Source organism: Pseudomonas sp. R1-1 (assembly GCF_051132135.1).
Taxonomy (GTDB): Bacteria; Pseudomonadota; Gammaproteobacteria; order Pseudomonadales; family Pseudomonadaceae; genus Aquipseudomonas.
The window spans coordinates 5,745,772-5,761,805 of the sequence record NZ_CP071663.1 but is presented as its reverse complement, the minus strand read 5'-3'; the positions used below and the strand labels follow the sequence as shown (position 1 = coordinate 5,761,805).

9 protein-coding genes and 1 pseudogene are annotated in these 16,034 nt (G+C 61.1%); 9 read left to right on the top strand and 1 reads right to left on the bottom strand.

Annotated elements, in window-relative coordinates:
* Positions 1-328: 328 nt before the first annotated feature.
* Positions 329-2,773, bottom strand: a complete 2,445-nt coding sequence (locus tag J3P75_RS25715) for a penicillin-binding protein 1A (protein WP_434711373.1) — start codon at positions 2,771-2,773, stop codon at positions 329-331.
* A gap of 219 nt (positions 2,774-2,992) precedes the next feature.
* On the opposite strand from J3P75_RS25715, the gene J3P75_RS25710 reads away from it, so the two are divergent.
* The 9 genes and pseudogenes from J3P75_RS25710 (at position 2,993) to gltB (ending at position 16,021) form a co-directional block, all read left to right on the top strand.
* Positions 2,993-4,057, top strand: a complete 1,065-nt coding sequence (locus J3P75_RS25710; protein WP_434593199.1) for a pilus assembly protein PilM — start codon at positions 2,993-2,995, stop codon at positions 4,055-4,057.
* On the top strand, positions 4,057-4,623 hold the full coding sequence (locus J3P75_RS25705) for a PilN domain-containing protein (protein ID WP_434593196.1): 567 nt from the start codon (positions 4,057-4,059) through the stop codon (positions 4,621-4,623). Before J3P75_RS25710 ends, J3P75_RS25705 begins: the two co-directional genes overlap by 1 nt.
* Positions 4,620-5,243 (top strand): type 4a pilus biogenesis protein PilO, encoded by a 624-nt coding sequence (gene pilO / locus J3P75_RS25700; RefSeq protein ID WP_434593193.1) that lies wholly within the window; start codon positions 4,620-4,622, stop codon positions 5,241-5,243. The genes J3P75_RS25705 and pilO overlap by 4 nt, the downstream gene beginning before the upstream one ends.
* On the top strand, positions 5,240-5,764 hold the full coding sequence (locus J3P75_RS25695) for a pilus assembly protein PilP (RefSeq protein WP_434708655.1): 525 nt from the start codon (positions 5,240-5,242) through the stop codon (positions 5,762-5,764). Before pilO ends, J3P75_RS25695 begins: the two co-directional genes overlap by 4 nt.
* A gap of 13 nt (positions 5,765-5,777) precedes the next feature.
* On the top strand, positions 5,778-7,856 hold the full coding sequence (pilQ, locus tag J3P75_RS25690) for a type IV pilus secretin PilQ (protein ID WP_434708654.1): 2,079 nt from the start codon (positions 5,778-5,780) through the stop codon (positions 7,854-7,856).
* Positions 7,857-7,860: 4 nt separating this feature from the next.
* Complete coding sequence (gene aroK, locus J3P75_RS25685) at positions 7,861-8,379, top strand: shikimate kinase AroK (RefSeq protein ID WP_090280433.1); 519 nt, start codon at positions 7,861-7,863, stop codon at positions 8,377-8,379.
* A 151-nt stretch (positions 8,380-8,530) separates the two neighbouring features.
* The gene (gene aroB, locus J3P75_RS25680) at positions 8,531-9,631 is read left to right on the top strand and encodes a 3-dehydroquinate synthase (protein ID WP_434708653.1); all 1,101 of its coding nucleotides are present in this window, start codon (positions 8,531-8,533) and stop codon (positions 9,629-9,631) included.
* 10 nt (positions 9,632-9,641) lie between these two features.
* Positions 9,642-11,224: pseudogene (locus J3P75_RS25675) on the top strand (AAA family ATPase).
* A 351-nt stretch (positions 11,225-11,575) separates the two neighbouring features.
* Positions 11,576-16,021, top strand: a complete 4,446-nt coding sequence (gene gltB / locus J3P75_RS25670; RefSeq protein WP_434708652.1) for a glutamate synthase large subunit — start codon at positions 11,576-11,578, stop codon at positions 16,019-16,021.
* The last annotated feature ends 13 nt before the right edge of the window (positions 16,022-16,034 follow it).

Sequence of the window (16,034 nt, the reverse complement as noted above, 5' to 3'; positions counted from 1 at the left end):
ACTTGTGAGAGTCGGGGCTTTTTTGTTTTCGGGAGTTCTCAGGGACGCATTTCATATCAACAAGGGCCCTCACCCTAGCCCTGCCGAAACGTCGGACCGCCCGTAGGGAGAGGGGACTGACCGAGGTGTTCGGCGCCCTGCATCGACCAGAGAGAGTGGTGTCGATTATGGATTCGGCGCAATACTTTCAGGTCGGTGTAGCTCCCAAACATCCCACGGTCAGTCCCCTCTCCCTCTGGGAGAGGGTTAGGGTGAGGGGCTCTTGATCTTCAGGCAATAAAAAGCCCCGCACTTCTCACGAAGGCGGGGCTTTTCAATGGCTGCCGGATCAGAACAGATCGATCGGCGCCTGTTCATCCGCCGGCAGCGGGCTGCCCGGTACGACGCCGTTGCCCAGCTCATTCACCGACGGCGGGGTGTCTTCAGCCTTGAACAGCTCGAAGTACGCGCCCGGTGTGCTCGGCGACGCTGCACGGCCACTGACCGGGTCGACGCGCAGGCTGAGGATGCCTTCCGGCTCTGGCTGCACGTGCGGCGGCTTGTCCTTCAGCGCGGCCGACATGTAATTCATCCAGATCGGCAGCGCCACAGTGCCGCCGAACTCGCGGCGGCCGAGGCTTTCCGGCTGGTCGAAACCGGTCCACACCGTGGTCACGTAATCGGCGTTGTAACCGGAAAACCACGCATCTTTCGATTCGTTGGTGGTACCGGTCTTGCCAGCGATGTCGCTACGGCCCATGGCGAGGGCGCGGCGGCCGGTGCCGAGCTTGATCACGTCCTGCAGCATGCTGTTGAGGATGTAGGTAGTACGACCATCAACAATCCGCTCGGCCACGGCTGGCGCTTGAGGCACTGCCTGATTGCCTGGCGCTTCGCCGGGAGCCGGTGCGGCATTTACTGTGAACGACTCGGTGTCCGGCGCGGCGATACCGTCCGTCGCCGAGGCACCTTGCGGAACAGTCGGCGGGTTGGCCACGAACAGCGTGTCGCCGTTACGGCTTTCGATCTTGTCGATGATGTACGGGGTGATCTTGTAACCGCCGTTGGCGAAGGTGCTCCAGCCGGTGGCGATCTCCATCGGCGTCAGGGTCGCGGTGCCCAATGCCAGCGACAGGTTCGGCGGCAGGTCCTGCTTGTTGAAGCCGAAGCGGGTGATGTAGTCGATGGTTTTACCCACGCCCATCGCCTGCAGCAGGCGGATCGACACCAGGTTGCGCGACTTGTACAGCGCCTCGCGCAGACGGATCGGACCGAGGAAGGTGTTGGTGTCGTTCTTCGGACGCCAGACTTTGTCCAGGTACTCGTCGACGAATACGATCGGCGCATCGTTGACCAGGGTCGCAGCGGTGTAGCCACTGTCCAGTGCGGCGCTGTAGACGAACGGTTTGAAGCTCGAACCCGGCTGACGCTTTGCCTGCATGGCGCGGTTGTAGTTGCTCTGCTCGAACGCGAAACCACCGACCAGCGAACGGATCGCGCCATTCTGCGGATCCAGCGACACCAACGCGCCCTGCGCCTGCGGGATCTGGCTGAACTTCAGCGAATTGTCTTTCTGGCGCTGCACGCGGACCAGATCGCCGACCTGCGCGACATCCGCTGGCTGGCGCGGAGTGGCGCCCATGCTGTTGGTATTGAGGAATGGCCGCGCCCACTTCATGGTGTCCCAGCCAACATGTTCTTCGCCGGTACGGGTCAGCACTTGCAGGCCGTTCTTGTCGACCTGGGTAACGATCGCCGGCTCCAGACTGCTGATGGTGCGTTGCTTGGTCAGTTCGCTGGCCCAGGCTTCGCGGGTCTTGCCCGGCAGGCGCGACTCGGGGCCACGGTAGCCGTGGCGCTGGTCGTAGGTCATCAAGCCTTCGTGCAGCGCGGTGTTGGCCATTTCCTGCAGATTGCTCGGCACCGTGGTGGTGACGCGGAAGCCCTCGGTGTAGGCGTCGCTGCCATAGCGGCCGACCATTTCGGCGCGGGCCATTTCAGCGATGTACGGCGCGTTCACTTCCGGCGTCGGTACGTGGTAGCTGGCGTTCAGCGGCTCGTTGATAGCCGCGGTGTAATCGGCCTCGGTGATCTTGCCGAGCTTGTACATGCGCCCGAGGATCCAGTCGCGGCGCTCTTTGCTGCGCGCCGGGTTGGCCAGCGGGTTGAAGCGCGACGGGGCTTTCGGCAGGCCGGCGATCATCGCCATCTGCGCCAGGCTGACGTCGCGAATCGACTTGCCGTAATACACCTGCGCCGCCGCCTCGATGCCATAGGCGCGGTTACCCAGATAGATCTTGTTGACGTACAGCTCGAGAATCTCGTCCTTGGTCAGTTGCCGTTCGATCTGCAGGGCCAGAAGAATTTCCGTGGTTTTACGCGAGAAGCTGCGTTCGCTGGTGAGGAAAAAGTTCTTCGCCACCTGCATGGTGATGGTGCTGCCACCGGACTGGATGTGTCCGCTTTTGACCAGTTGCGTCGCGGCGCGCATCAGGCTGCTCGGATCGACGCCGTAGTGGTTGGCGAAATTGTCGTCTTCAGCACTTAGTAACGCATTAATGAAATTGGGCGGAATGTCGGCGAAACGGATCGGTGTGCGGCGCATTTCGCCAAACTCTGCGATCAACTTGTCATCGCTGCTGTAGACCCGCAGGGGAATCTGCAACTGAATGCTTCGCAGAGCCTCCACAGACGGCAAACCCGGACTAAGGTAAAGAAACGCGCCGCTGAGACCTAATAGCAGTCCGCAGAAAACGGCGACGATGGACCAACCGAAAAATTTCAGCAGACGAATCAAGGCTTTTGGACATCCAGAGCAAAGAATGAATTTGGCGACGGGGTTCCGGTAACACACAGAACGGTCCGCGCGGGCAGTAAAAAGCGGAAAAAAACGCTGGGCATTATAAGCACTTTTCCGCAGGGGGCGTCATTTGCGCTTCTGTCAAGACGGGGTGAAGGAACGCAATGCGTATTACAGAGTCCGTAACTCACGGAAAGTCATAGGGAATTGGTAGTGCTGGGACTCTTCAATAAAAAAGCCAATACATTACTGGGGATCGACATCAGCTCCACATCAGTGAAGCTGCTGGAATTGAGCCGTCAGGGCGAGCGCTACCGGGTCGAGGCCTACGCCGTCGAACCCTTGCCGGTCAACGCGGTGGTCGAAAAGAACATCGCCGAACTCGAAGGCGTCGGCCAGGCCCTCAGTCGCGTGCTGAGCAAGGCGCGCACCGGGCTCAAGGGCGTGGCGGTGGCGGTGGCCGGCTCGGCGGTGATCACCAAGGTCATCGAAATGGACGCCGGTCTTTCCGACGACGAGCTGGAAAACCAGCTGAAGATCGAGGCCGACCAATATATTCCCTACCCGCTGGACGAAGTCGCCATCGACTTCGAAGTCCAGGGCGTGTCGCCGCGCAATCCCGAACGAGTCAATGTCCTGCTGGCGGCCTGTCGCAAGGAAAACGTCGAAGTGCGCGAGGCAGCGTTGGCCCTGGCCGGGCTGACGGCGCGCGTGGTGGACGTCGAAGCTTACGCGCTGGAACGCTCATACGCTTTGCTGGCGACGCAACTGGCGGCATCCCAGGAGCGCCTGACCGTGGCCGTGGTCGACATCGGCGCGACGATGACCACCCTCAGCGTCCTGCACAACGGCAAAATCATCTACACCCGCGAGCAATTGTTCGGCGGTCGGCAATTGACCGAGGAAATCCAGCGGCGTTACGGCCTGACCGTCGAGCAGGCCGGGCTGGCGAAAAAACAGGGCGGCCTGCCCGATGATTACGTCAGTGAAGTCCTGCAGCCGTTTCGCGAGGCGCTGGTGCAGCAGGTGTCACGCTCGTTGCAGTTCTTCTTCGCGTCCGGGCAATACAACGCCGTCGATCACATTCTGCTGGCGGGTGGCACGGCCTCGGTGCCGGGGCTGGATCGCTTGATCGAACAACGCCTGAACACGCCAACGCAAGTGGCCAACCCGTTCGCCGACATGGCGCTGAGCAGCAAGGTCAACGCCGGCGCGCTGGCCAGCGATGCGCCGGCATTGATGATCGCCTGCGGGCTCGCGCTCAGGAGTTTCGACTGATGGCGCGGATCAACCTCTTACCCTGGCGCGAAGAGCGTCGCGAGGAGCGGCGCAAACGCTTTCTGCTGGTATTGACCGGCGTGCTCGTCGGTTCGGTCGGTGCGGTGCTGATTGCCGATCAGATCATCAGTGCCGCCATCGACCGGCAAGTGGCGCGCAATGACTACATCAGCAAGCAGATCGCCGTGGTCGACGAGCGGATCAAACAGATTAGTGAACTCAAGGCACGCCGCCAGCAGCTGGTCGAGCGCATGCGCATCATCCAGGACTTGCAGGGCAACCGGCAGATCAGCGGGCGAATCTTCGATCAACTGGCGCGCACGCTGCCGGACGGCGTGTATTTCACCGAAGTGAAAATGACCGGCAAAGCCCTGTCGATCAGCGGCGCTGCGGAATCCAACAATCGCGTTTCCGACCTGATGCGCAACCTGGAAGCATCGGACTGGTTCGATGCGCCGAGCCTCAACGAAGTCAAAGCCACTACTGCCGGACAAGTCGATCAGGCCAACACCTTTGAGCTGACCGTGCGCCAGACCCGGCCCAAGACTGCCGAGGACGACCAATGAAGCCGTCCGAATGGCTGGAAAGCCTGCGCAGCGTCGATTTCAACGACCTCGATACCAGCAACATCGGTTCCTGGCCGGCGGCGGTGAAGTTCATTGCTGGCGCGCTATTGATGGTGCTGGTATTGGCGCTTGGCTATAACTTTTTTCTCAGTGACCTGGAGAATCAACACGACCTCAAGCGCGAGGAAGAGCTGACGCTCAAGGAACAGTTCGCCAGCAAGGCGCGGCTGTCGGCCAATCTCGAGCTGTACACCCAGCAGATGAAGGAGATGGAAAATACCTTCGGTGAGTTGCTGCGGCAGTTGCCCAGCGACACCGAAGTGCCGGGCCTGCTCGAAGACATCACCCGCACCGGCCTGGGCAGCGGCCTGGAATTTGAAGAGATCAAGTTGCTGCCGGAAGTCACCCAGCCTTTTTACATCGAGCTGCCGATCCAGATCACCGTCACCGGCGCTTACCACGATCTCGCCACGTTCGTCAGCGGCGTCGCCGGATTGCCGCGCATCGTTACCCTGCATGATTTCGAACTGGCACCCGCCAACAAGGAAGGCGGGCCGAAGCTGCGCATGAGCATCCTCGCCAAGACTTATCGCTATAACGACAAGGGGCTGCAGAAATGACCCCGATTCGTTACATGGCCGCGATGACGCTGCTCGCATTGAGCGGGTGTGGCGGGGGGGATGACTTCGGTGATCTCGACGCCTACATGAATGAAGTGCGCCTGCGTCCGGCCGGCAAGATTGAACCAACGCCGACATTCCGGTCTTACCCGACATTCACTTACAGCGCGGCCAACCTGCGCAGTCCGTTTTCACCGCAGGTGCGGGTCGATCTGGCCGGGCGCAAACACGGCTCGCGCAACGTTAAGCCGGATCCCAACCGGGTCAAGCAATATCTGGAAGGTTTCAACATCGAGCAGTTCGAGATGGTCGGGACGATTGCCAATGCCTCGGGCTCGTTCGCGCTGCTGCGCGGGGCGGGCGGGGTGCATCGGTTGAAAGTCGGCGATTACCTGGGGCGCAACGACGGGCGCATCGTCGCCATCAGCGCGACACAGGTCGACGTGGTCGAAATCGTGCCCGACGGGCAGGGCGCCTGGCTCGAACGGCCGCGCACCATTCCTTTGAAAGAGCACTCATAGTGGAAGTCGAACAATGAACAGGATTTTCTCCACCCTCGGTTTTTCGCTATGGATAGCGCTGATGTCGCCGATGGTAAATGCGGCCAACCTGAAAGCGCTGGATGTAGCGGCGTTGCCGGGTGACCGCGTCGAACTGAAGCTGTCGTTCGACAGTCCGCCACCGGCGCCCAAGGGCTACACCACCGAATCGCCGGCGCGCATCGCTGTCGATCTGCCCGGTGTCGCCAGTCAGTTGAGCAACAAGAATCTCGATCTGGGCAGCGGCAATGCGCGTACCGCCACGGTGGTCGAGGCCAAGGACCGCACGCGGCTGATCGTCAGCCTCACCCAGCTTGCGCCTTACACCACACGCATCGACGGCAACACTCTGTTTGTGGTGGTCGGCCAGGGTGCACCGGCGCCTGCGTCGCGCCCCGCCGCGGTTGCGCCGCGTGTGAGCACGGCGGCTGCGCCAGCGGCCAAGCCATTCGTACCGAAAAACCGCGGCATTCGTGGCGTCGATTTTCAGCGCGGCACCGAGGGCGAGGGCAACGTTGTCATTGATCTGTCCGACCCGACCATTGCCCCGGATATCCAGGAACACGACGGCAAAATCATTCTCAGCTTCGCCCGCACACAGCTGCCGGAAAAGCTGCGCGTGCGCCTCGATGTCAAGGATTTCGCCACCCCGGTGCAGTTCGTCAACGCCGCGATGAGTGGTGATCGCACGGTGATCACCGTCGAGCCCAGCGGCACCTACGACTATTCGACCTTCCAGACCGACAACAAGCTGACCGTCAGCATCCGCCCAATGAGCGTCGACGACCTGCAAAAACGCAACGCCGACCGTCAGGCCTACATCGGCGAAAAGCTCTCGCTGAACTTTCAGGACATCGATGTGCGCTCGGTGCTGCAACTGATCGCCGACTTCACCAATCTCAATCTGGTTGCCAGCGATACGGTGCAGGGCGGCATCACCTTGCGCCTGCAAAACGTGCCGTGGGATCAGGCGCTGGATCTGGTGCTGAAAACCAAGGGGCTGGATAAGCGCAAGATCGGCAACGTGCTGCTGGTCGCGCCGGCCGATGAGATCGCTGCCCGCGAACGCCAGGAACTCGAGTCGCAGAAGCAGATTGCCGAGCTGGCGCCGCTGCGTCGTGAACTGTTGCAGGTGAATTATGCGAAGGCGGCGGACATTGCCAAGCTGTTTCAGTCGGTGACCAGCGCCGAAGCGAAAATCGATGAGCGTGGTTCGATCACCGTGGATGAGCGGACCAACAATATCATTGCCTACCAGACCCAGGATCGTCTCGACGAGCTGCGGCGAATCGTGGCACAACTGGATATTCCGGTGCGTCAGGTGATGATCGAGGCGCGCATCGTCGAGGCCAACGTCGATTACGACAAGAGTCTGGGCGTGCGCTGGGGCGGTTCAGTGCAGAACAAGGGCAACTGGAATGCGTCCGGGGTCAACGGTTCGTCGAGCACCATCGGTACGCCGGGCAGCACCAGCACCAACTCGCCGTTCGTCGACATGGGCACTGTCAACAATACTTCCGGAATTGGCATCGCCTTCATCACCGATAACGTTCTGCTCGATCTTGAGCTGACGGCGATGGAAAAGACCGGCAACGGCGAAATCGTCTCGCAACCGAAAGTGGTCACCTCCGACAAGGAAACCGCGAAAATCCTCAAGGGCACCGAGATTCCCTATCAGGAAGCCAGTTCCAGTGGCGCGACTTCGGTGTCGTTCAAGGAGGCCTCGCTGTCGCTGGAGGTCACGCCGCAGATCACGCCGGACAACCGCATCATCATGGAGGTCAAGGTCACCAAGGACGAACCGGATTACCTGAACAAAGTGCAGGATGTGCCGCCGATCAAGAAAAACGAGGTCAACGCCAAGGTGCTGGTCAATGATGGCGAAACCATCGTAATTGGCGGTGTTTTTTCAAATACTCAGAGCAAGGTTGTAGATAAGGTGCCATTTCTTGGCGATGTGCCGTATCTTGGCCGCCTTTTCCGGCGTGATGTGGTTTCGGAGAAAAAATCCGAGCTGCTGGTATTTCTCACTCCGCGTATCATGAATAACCAGGCGATTGCTGTGAGTCGTTGATTCTGTGCGAAATTTGATACTTGTAGGACCGATGGGTGCTGGTAAAAGCACCATCGGCCGATTGCTGGCCAAAGAGCTGCGCCTGCCGTTCAAGGATTCCGACAAGGAAATTGAGCTGCGCACGGGTGCCAATATCCCATGGATCTTCGACAAGGAAGGCGAGCCCGGCTTTCGCGACCGTGAGCAGGCGATGATCGCCGAGCTGTGCGCGTTCGACGGCGTGGTGCTGGCGACTGGCGGTGGCGCGGTGATGCGCGACGCCAATCGCAAGGCCCTGTTCGAGGGCGGGCGGGTGGTGTACCTGCACGCGTCCGTCGAACAGCAGGTCGGCCGCACCTCGCGCGACCGCAACCGGCCGTTGCTGCGCACCGCCGATCCGGCGAAAACCCTGCGTGACCTCTTGGCGATCCGCGATCCGCTTTATCGGGAAATTGCCGATCTGGTGGTGGAAACCGACGAGCGGCCGCCGCGCATGGTGGTGCTCGATATTCTCGACCGTCTGGCCCAGCTTCCGCCCCGTTAAAGCCGCGCGCGAAATGCGCTATCCTCGGCGTCCTGTCACAGCCTGCCGAGGTGTGGCGGATGACCGGCAAGCGGCGTCACACCCGCTACAGGCCGCAGATAACCAATAATTCAGGGCAGGACGCCTGCTTCCATCTTCACTGTGGGGACACATGCAGACACTCAAGGTCGACCTGGGCGAGCGCAGCTACCCGATTCATATTGGCGAAGGTCTGCTGGACCAGCCCGAACTGCTGGCGCCGCACATCCACGGGCGGCAAGTGGCAATCATCTCCAATGAGACCGTTGCGCCGCTCTATCTCGAACGTCTGACCCGCAGCCTGGCGCAATACTCGGTGATTTCCGTGGTGCTGCCGGACGGCGAAGCGTTCAAGAACTGGGAAACCCTGCAGTTGATCTTCGACGGTCTGCTGACCGCTCGGCATGATCGCCGTACCACTGTAATCGCTCTGGGCGGCGGTGTGATCGGCGACATGGCCGGTTTCGCCGCTGCCTGCTATCAGCGCGGCGTCGATTTCATTCAGATTCCGACCACGCTATTGTCCCAGGTCGATTCGTCGGTGGGCGGCAAGACCGGCATCAACCATCCGCTGGGCAAGAACATGGTCGGCGCGTTCTATCAGCCGAACGTGGTGCTGATCGATACCGCGTCGCTGAAAACCCTGCCGGCGCGCGAACTCTCCGCCGGTCTGGCCGAAGTCATCAAATACGGTCTGATCTGCGATGAGCCGTTCCTGACCTGGCTCGAAGCCAACGTCGACGCCCTGCGCGCGCTGGATCAGACAGCCCTGACGTATGCGATCGAGCGTTCCTGTGCGGCCAAGGCTGCGGTGGTCGGCGCCGATGAAAAGGAAACCGGCGTGCGCGCCACGCTCAACCTCGGCCATACCTTCGGGCACGCCATCGAGACCCATATGGGCTATGGTGTCTGGCTACATGGTGAAGCGGTCGCGGCTGGCACGGTGATGGCGCTGGAGATGTCCGCGCGTCTTGGCTGGATCAGCGAGCAGGAGCGCGATCGCGGCATTCGTCTGTTCCAGCGCGCCGGTCTGCCGGTGATTCCGCCTGAAGAAATGCGCGAAGCCGATTTTCTGCAACACATGGCAATCGACAAAAAAGTGATCGACGGTCGTCTGCGCCTGGTGCTGCTGCGCCGGATGGGCGAAGCGGTCGTGACCGACGATTATCCGAAAGAGGTTCTACAGGCCACGCTGGGAGCGGATTACCGCGCCCTGGCTCAGCTTAAAGGTTAATAAGATTCCGATGACTAGTTTGCATGCCGACGAGGCGTTTCTCGGCCATTTCCAGTTAAGTCACGACCCGTTCGCGCCGCGGGTGCCAGGCTTCAAATTTTTTCCGGCCCAGCGCAAACCGGTGCTCGGTCAACTGCATCATCTGGCGCGCTACAGCCAGTTGCTGCTGGTGGTCACCGGCCCGCAGGGCAGCGGCAAGACCTTGCTGCGTCAGGCGCTGGTCGCCAGCACCAACAAGCAGTCGGTGCAGAGCGTGGTGGTTTCCGCCCGTGGCGCCCGCTGGTGCTGCGCCAGGTCGCGCAGGCGCTGGATGTCGCCCAGGCTGAGGTCGGTGCGATTCTCGAACAGGTCGTCCAGCTCGCCCTGACCGGTCAGGAAGTCTATCTGCTGGTGGACGACGCCGAGCAGCTCGACGAATCCGCTCTCGAAGCTCTGATGGCGCTAGGCGCTGGTACGCCGGAAGGGCGTCCGCATGTGTTCCTGTTCGGCGAGTCGTCGCTGATCGCTCAACTTGAGGCGTTGCAGCTTGAAGAAGAGCGTTTCCACGTCATCGAACTGCAGCCGTACACCGAAGAAGAAACTCGCGAATATCTCGACCAGCGGCTCGAAGGCGCCGGCCGGGGTGTCGAACTTTTCACCGCGGATCAGATCTCTGATATTCACGAAAGCTCCGAGGGTTGGCCGGGCAACATCAACCAGGTCGCTCGCGATGCTCTGATCGAAGTCATGATTGCCAGCCGCTCCGCGGTGAAGCGTCCAAGTATGGGGTTCAACATGCCGAAGAAACACGTATTGGCGATTTCCGCCGTCGTGGTGGTCGCGGTCGCCGCCGCCTGGCTGATGCCGGGTCGCAACAAGGCGCCAACTACCGGCGCGCCAGCCAATGAACAGGCGCAGTTGCCTCTGGGTCAGGCGCCCGCCAATGGCGCGGCACCCAACGTCGAATTCGCCGGCAACACCCAGCCGATGCCGCTGCCGTTGGTCGGCAACTCACAACCGGTCATGCGTGGGCCGTTGGCCGAAGAGGCCGGTGGCATCACTGAAGGTGACGATGGCGTGCCGCTGGAAGGCTCCAGTGATACCCCGCCGACCGTGACCACCTCCGCGCCGCCAGCCGGCGTGCCGGCCGGTCCTGCGCCGACTCCGGTGCCGTTGCCAGCCGCCAAGCCGACGCCAGCCCCGACGCAAGTCGCCACCGCCAAGCCTGCTCCGGCCGCACCAGCCGCCAAACCGGCGCCGGCACCGGCGAAACCGGTCGCTGCGGCGAAACCGGCCGAGAAGCCTGTGACCGTCGCCAAGGCTGCCGGTGGCAGCTGGTACGCCGGTCAGCCGACCGGCAACTACGTGGTGCAGATCCTCGGCACCAGCTCGGAAACCGCCGCGCAGAACTTCGTCAAGGAGCAGGGCGGCGAGTACCGTTATTTCAAGAAAGTCCTCAACGGCAAGCCGCTGTATGTGATCACCTATGGCAATTTTGCCAATCGTGATGCGGCCGTTTCTGCCATCAAGGCCTTGCCAGCGAAGGTTCAGGCTGGTAAACCTTGGCCTCGCACTGTCGCCAGCGTCCAACAGGAACTGGCAACAACTCGCTGAAGATTCGGCGGCCTTACCCAGGCCGCCTCTCCCGGCACCTCAAAATCTCCACAAGTGCGCGCTTTCTGAAAAGGATGCGTGCCTTTTGGTGTCTGCGTCACAGTAGTTTTTGAGTCGTTGCGGTCAGAATTTAAAAAAGTTTTGACTAGCACAGCAGATCGCTTTAAACCTTTCACAAATGCGACATGAATTTGCGACAGTTCGTCGTCAAATTTGTGAGCCTCTGTGTCGCTGTGTACAATGACCACCCTTTTGCCCCCGCGAAGCCGGCGTACGTTCGGCGCGGAACGCAAGTGGTTGAATTGAAAAGAAATTTGCCTCGAATAGAGGCAGCCTGGTGAGAAAGTGTCTATGAAAGCAGGTCTGTACCAACCAGATGAATTCAAGGATAACTGCGGTTTCGGCCTGATAGCTCATATGCAGGGCGAGCCCAGTCATACCCTTTTGCAAACGGCCATCGAGGCCCTGACCTGCATGACCCACCGCGGTGGGATTAATGCCGACGGCAAGACCGGTGACGGTTGCGGTCTGCTGATTCAAAAGCCTGATGCGTTCCTGCGAGCCATCGCCCAGGGAACCTTCAGCGTCGAGTTGCCCAAGCAATATGCTGTGGGCATGGTCTTCTTCAACCAGGATCCGGCCAAGGCCGAAGCCGCTCGCGAGAACATGAACCGCGAGATCCTTGCTGAAGGCCTGCAACTGATCGGCTGGCGCAAAGTGCCAATCGACACCAGCGTCCTCGGCCGTCTGGCCCTTGAGCGCCTGCCGCAGATCGAGCAGGTCTACATCGGCGGCGAAGGCCTGAGCGATCAGGACATGGCGGTCAAGCTGTTCAGCGCCCGTCGCCGTTCGTCGGTGGCCAACGCCGTCGACAGCGACCACTACATCTGCAGCTTTTCGCACAAGACCATCATCTATAAAGGCCTGATGATGCCGGCCGATCTGGCCGCATTCTATCCAGACCTGAGTGACGAGCGCCTGCAAACCGCGATCTGCGTGTTCCACCAGCGCTTCTCCACCAACACCCTGCCGAAATGGCCGCTGGCGCAGCCCTTCCGCTTCCTCGCGCACAACGGCGAGATCAACACCATCACCGGTAACCGCAACTGGGCACAGGCCCGTCGGACCAAGTTCAGCAACGATCTGATGGATCTGGAAGAGCTCGGCCCGCTGGTCAACCGTGTCGGTTCCGACTCCTCGAGCATGGACAACATGCTCGAACTGATGGTCACCGGTGGCATCGACCTGTTCCGTGGCGTGCGGATGATCATTCCGCCAGCGTGGCAGAACGTCGAAACCATGGACCCGGATCTGCGTGCGTTCTACGAGTACAACTCGATGCACATGGAGCCGTGGGACGGCCCGGCCGGCGTGGTCATGACCGACGGTCGCTACGCGGTGTGCCTGCTCGACCGTAACGGTCTGCGTCCGGCGCGCTGGGTCACCACCAAAAACGGTTTCATTACTCTCGCGTCGGAAATCGGCGTGTGGAACTACCAGCCCGAAGATGTGCTCGCCAAGGGCCGCGTCGGCCCGGGTCAGATCTTTGCCGTGGACACTGAAACCGGGCAGATCCTCGACACCGATGCGATCGACAACCGTCTGAAATCCCGTCATCCGTACAAGCAATGGCTGCGCAAGAATGCTTTGCGCATTCAGGCGACCATGGAAGACAACGATCACGGTTCGGCGTTCTACGACGTCGATCAGCTCAAGCAGTACATGAAGATGTATCAGGTCACGTTCGAGGAGCGCGACCAGGTACTGCGTCCGCTCGGCGAGCAAGGCTACGAAGCCGTTGGTTCGATGGGCGACGACACGCCAATGGCTGTACTGTCGCAGCGTGTGCGTACGCCGTACGACTATTTCCGCCAGCAGTTCGCCCAGGTGACCAACCCGCCGATCGACCCGCTGCGTGAGGCGATCGTGATGTCGCTGGAAATCTGCCTCGGTGCCGAGCGCAACATTTTCCAGGAGTCGCCGGAACACGCCTCGCGCGTGATCCTCAGCTCGCCGGTCATTTCCCCGGCCAAGTGGCGTTCGTTGATGAACCTCGACCGTCCGGGTTTCGAACGGGCGATCATCGACCTCAACTACGACGAAAGCGTCGGCCTCGAAGCGGCGATCCGCAACGTTGCCGATCAGGCTGAAGAAGCCGTGCGCGCCGGACGTACCCAGATTGTCCTGAGCGACCGTCATATCGCCCCTGGCAAACTGCCGATCCACGCCTCGCTGGCGACCGGTGCGGTACACCACCGCTTGACCGAAAAAGGCCTGCGTTGCGATTCCAACATCCTGGTTGAAACTGCCACTGCGCGCGACCCACACCACTTCGCCGTACTGATCGGTTTCGGCGCCTCGGCGGTGTATCCGTTCCTGGCTTACGAAGTGCTGGGCGACCTGATCCGTACCGGTGAAGTGCTGGGCGACCTCTACGAGGTGTTCAAGAACTACCGCAAAGGCATCACCAAAGGCCTGCTGAAGATCCTCTCGAAGATGGGCATTTCGACCATCGCTTCGTACCGCGGTGCGCAGCTGTTCGAAGCCATTGGCCTGTCCGAAGAAGTCTGCGAGCTGAGCTTCCGCGGCGTGCCGAGCCGCATCAAGGGTGCGCGTTTCGTCGACATCGAAGCCGAGCAGAAAGCGCTGGCCGTCGAAGCCTGGAGCCCGCGCAAGCCGATCCAGCAGGGCGGTCTGCTGAAGTTCGTCCACGGTGGCGAATATCACGCCTACAATCCGGACGTGGTCAACACCCTGCAAGCCGCCGTGCAGCAGGGCGACTACGCCAAGTTCAAGGAATACACCTCGCTGGTCGACAACCGCCCGGTGTCGATGATCCGTGACCTGTTCAAGGTCAAGACCCTCGATACGCCGCTGGACATTAGTGAAATCGAGCCGCTGGAATCGGTGCTCAAGCGCTTCGACTCCGCCGGTATCTCGCTGGGCGCCTTGTCGCCGGAAGCGCACGAAGCCCTGGCCGAAGCCATGAACCGCCTCGGGGCGCGTTCCAACTCCGGCGAAGGCGGTGAAGACCCGGCGCGTTACGGCACCATCAAGAGCTCGAAAATCAAGCAGGTCGCCACTGGCCGTTTCGGCGTGACCCCGGAATACCTGGTCAACGCCGAAGTGCTGCAGATCAAGGTGGCCCAGGGCGCCAAGCCGGGCGAGGGCGGGCAACTGCCGGGCGGCAAGGTCAACGGGCTGATCGCCAAGCTGCGTTATGCAGTGCCGGGCGTGACCCTGATTTCGCCGCCGCCGCACCACGACATCTATTCGATCGAGGACTTGTCGCAGCTGATTTTCGACCTCAAGCAGGTCAACCCGCAGGCGCTGGTTTCGGTGAAACTCGTGGCAGAAGCGGGCGTCGGCACCATCGCTGCCGGTGTGGCCAAGGCCTATGCGGACTTGATCACCATCTCCGGCTACGACGGTGGCACCGGTGCTTCGCCGCTGACCTCGATCAAATACGCCGGCGCCCCGTGGGAACTCGGCCTCGCCGAAACCCACCAGACCCTGCGCGGCAACGACCTGCGCGGCAAGGTCCGGGTGCAGACCGACGGCGGTCTGAAAACCGGCCTCGACGTGATCAAGGCAGCCATTCTCGGCGCTGAAAGCTTCGGCTTCGGCACCGCGCCAATGATCGCGCTGGGCTGCAAATACCTGCGTATCTGCCACCTGAACAACTGCGCCACCGGCGTCGCCACTCAGAACGAGAAGCTGCGCAAGGACCACTACATCGGTACCGTCGACATGGTGGTGAATTTCTTCACCTACGTCGCCGAAGAAACCCGCGAGTGGCTGGCCAAACTCGGCGTGCGTTCGCTGGAAGAGCTGATCGGTCGTACCGATCTGCTGGAAATCCTTGAAGGCCAGACCGCCAAGCAACATCACCTGGACCTGACGCCGCTGTTGGGCAGCGATCACATCCCGGCCGACAAGCCGCAGTTCTGTGGGGTTGAGCGCAACCCGCCGTTCGACCAGGGCCTGCTGGCCGAGAAAATGGTCGAGATGGCATCGTCGGCGATCAACGACATGAGCGGTGCTGAATTCGATCTGGATATCTGCAACTGCGATCGCTCGATCGGCGCGCGGATATCCGGCGAGATTGCCCGCAAGCACGGCAACCAGGGCATGGCGAAAGCGCCGATCACCTTCCGCTTCAAAGGCACGGCTGGCCAGAGCTTCGGCGTGTGGAACGCTGGCGGTCTGAACATGTACCTGGAAGGCGATGCCAACGACTACGTCGGCAAAGGCATGACCGGTGGCAAACTGACCATCGTGCCGCCCAAGGGCAGCGTCTACAAGACTCAGGAAAGCGCCATCATCGGCAACACCTGCCTGTATGGCGCGACCGGTGGCAAGCTGTTCGCCGCTGGCACCGCAGGCGAGCGTTTTGCCGTGCGTAACTCCGGTGCCCACGCAGTTGTGGAAGGCACCGGCGATCACTGCTGCGAGTACATGACCGGTGGTTTCGTCTGCGTGCTGGGCAAGACCGGTTACAACTTCGGCTCAGGCATGACCGGTGGTTTCGCCTACGTGCTCGATCAGGACAACACCTTCGTTGACCGGGTCAACCACGAACTGGTCGAAATCCAGCGGATCAGCGGCGAGGCGATGGAAGCCTATCGCAGCCACCTGCAAAACGTGCTGAACGAGTACGTCGCGGAAACCGACAGCGAGTGGGGTCGTGAACTCGCCGAGAACCTCGATGATTACTTGCGTCGTTTCTGGCTGGTCAAGCCCAAGGCTGCCAACCTGAAATCGTTGCTTTCCAGCACTCGTGCCAACCCGCAGTGATATGCGCCTGAAG

Bases quoted from the DNA above. Each gene is read 5' to 3' on its own strand.
- gltB (WP_434708652.1), top strand. From the start codon at position 11,576: ATGAAAGCAGGTCTGTACCAACCAGATGAATTCAAGGATAACTGCGGT.
- pilO (WP_434593193.1), top strand. From the start codon at position 4,620: ATGAAGCCGTCCGAATGGCTGGAAAGCCTGCGCAGCGTCGATTTCAAC.
- J3P75_RS25705 (WP_434593196.1), top strand. From the start codon at position 4,057: ATGGCGCGGATCAACCTCTTACCCTGGCGCGAAGAGCGTCGCGAGGAG.
- J3P75_RS25695 (WP_434708655.1), top strand. From the start codon at position 5,240: ATGACCCCGATTCGTTACATGGCCGCGATGACGCTGCTCGCATTGAGC.
- pilQ (WP_434708654.1), top strand. From the start codon at position 5,778: ATGAACAGGATTTTCTCCACCCTCGGTTTTTCGCTATGGATAGCGCTG.
- aroB (WP_434708653.1), top strand. From the start codon at position 8,531: ATGCAGACACTCAAGGTCGACCTGGGCGAGCGCAGCTACCCGATTCAT.